Below are 2,218 nucleotides of genomic sequence, written 5' to 3'. Positions count from 1 at the left end.
GCGGGGTCCTCGGCGGGAGGGCGCCTGGACGGGCATCCTCCGGCGGAAGGGGGCGCCTGAGGGGGCTTAGGCGCCCCCTGGTCAGGGGGCTGGGAAGCAGCGGGCGAGGGTCAGGCGGCGACGGTCACCTTCGCCTCGGCGGCCTGCGCGGCCGCCGCGTCCGCCGCGTCCGAGCCCGCGGGCGCGGCCTTCCGCGCGCCCTTGAGCACGATGACCAGCCCGGCCGAGACGCAGACACCCACGGCGACCGCCAGCAGGTACAGCAGCGGCTGCCCGATCAGCGGGACCACGAAGACACCGCCGTGCGGGGCCTGCAGCGTCGCCCCGAAGCCCATCGACAGCGCACCGGTGACCGCACCGCCCACCATCGACGCGGGGATGACCCGCAGCGGGTCGGCCGCGGCGAACGGGATCGCGCCCTCGGTGATGAAGGAGGCGCCCAGCACCCAGGCCGCCTTGCCGTTCTCCCGCTCGGTCTTGGTGAAGAGCTTCCCGCGTACGGTCGTGGCCAGGGCCATCGCCAGCGGTGGGACCATACCGGCGCCCATCACCGCGGCCATCACCTTGAGGTTGCCGTCCGTGGCACCCGCGCCCAGGCCGCCGATGGCGAAGGTGTAGGCGACCTTGTTCAGCGGGCCGCCGAGGTCGAAGCACATCATCAGGCCGAGGATCACGCCGAGGATGATCGCATTGGCGCCGTTCAGGCCTTCCAGCCAGTTGGTCAGCGCGCTCTGCAGCTCGGCGATCGGCTTGCCGACCACCAGGAACATCAGGAAGCCGACCACGATCGACGAGAGCAGCGGAATGATGACCACCGGCATGATCCCGCGCAGCACCGCCGGAATGCGGAGCCGCTGGATGCCCATCACCGTCGCACCGGCGATCAGACCCGCGGCCAGACCGCCCAGGAACCCGGCGTTGATGGTGACGGCCACCGCGCCGCCGACGAACCCGGGCACCAGACCCGGCCGGTCGGCCATTCCGTAGGCGATGTAACCGGCCAGGACCGGCACCAGGAAGCTGAACGCCAGCGCGCCGATCTGGAAGAACAGCGCGGCCCAGCTGTCGACCTGACCCCAGGCGAAGTGCTCGGCGACCGACTTGGCCTCGTTGATCTCATAGCCGCCGATCGCGAAGCCGAGGGCGATCAGCAGACCGCCCGCCGCGACGAACGGCACCATGTAACTCACGCCGGACATCAGCCACTTGCGCAGCTTGGTGCCGTACCCGTCACCGGGCTCACCGGCCGCCTCGACCGGGGACGGCCTGCCCGCGGTGGTCGTCTCGCCGCGCTCGGCCTTGCCGCGTACCTCGGCGATCAGCTCGGCCGGGCGGTTGATGCCCGCCTTGACCCCGACGTCGACGGTCGGCTTGCCACCGAAGCGGTCCTTCTCCCGTACCGGAACGTCGTGCGCGAAGATCACGGCGTCGGCGGCGGCGATGACGGCCGGGTCGAGCCGGGTGAACCCGGCAGACCCCTGCGTCTCCACGACCAGCTCGACCCCGGCGTCCTGCCCGGCGCTCTCCAGCGCCTCGGCGGCCATGTAGGTGTGCGCGATACCGGTGGGGCAGGAGGTGACGGCGACGATACGGAACGGCTCGGCGGGCTCGTCAGGCGGGCCAGGAGCCCCGGCGTCCGAGGACTGCGCATCCGAGGCCTGCACGCCCGAAGGCTCCCCCGCACTCTCCGCACTCTCCGCACCCTCATCACCGCGAATCAGCGCCGCGGTCCGCGCCGCGTCATCCGCCGACCGCAGCGCCGAGGTGAAGTCACCGTCCATCAGCCGACGGGCCAGCGACGACAGGATCGTCAGGTGCGCGTCGTCCGCACCCGCCGGAGCGGCGATCAGGAAGATCAGATCGGCCGGTCCGTCCGGCGCACCGAAGTCGATGCCCTGAGCGCTGCGCCCGAAGGCCAGCGTGGGCTCGGCGACATGCTCGCTACGGCAGTGCGGGATGCCGATGCCGCCGTCGAGGCCGGTCGGCATCTGGGCCTCGCGGGCGGCGACGTCGGCGAGGAAGCCGTCGAGGTCGGTCACCCGGCCCTGGGCCACCATGCGTTCGGCGAGCGAACGGGCCGCCGCCTCCTTGGTGTCGGCGGACAGGTCGAGGTCGACCAGTTCCGCGGTGATCATCTCGCTCATCGCGGTCTCCTTCGCTCACATATCTCGTGCGGGGACGAGCACTTGACGGGGACGGGGGTGGGGACAGGAGTGGA

Annotated in this window: 1 protein-coding gene; it reads right to left on the bottom strand. The window is 71.7% G+C overall.

The window, feature by feature from the left end; translation table 11 throughout:
* Positions 1 to 110: 110 nt before the first annotated feature.
* Positions 111 to 2,144: a fructose-specific PTS transporter subunit EIIC gene (locus U9R90_RS35645; protein ID WP_411061602.1), complete on the bottom strand. Its 2,034-nt coding sequence runs from the start codon at positions 2,142 to 2,144 to the stop codon at positions 111 to 113.
* Between the last annotated feature and the right edge of the window lie 74 nt (positions 2,145 to 2,218).

This window comes from Streptomyces sp. E11-3 (assembly GCF_046540415.1).
Taxonomy (GTDB): Bacteria; Actinomycetota; Actinomycetes; order Streptomycetales; family Streptomycetaceae; genus Streptomyces.
This window is presented reverse-complemented; position numbering and strand designations above follow the sequence as displayed.

Coding starts and splice junctions, on each gene's coding strand:
- U9R90_RS35645 (WP_411061602.1), bottom strand. CDS start 2,144: ATGAGCGAGATGATCACCGCGGAACTGGTCGACCTCGACCTGTCCGCC.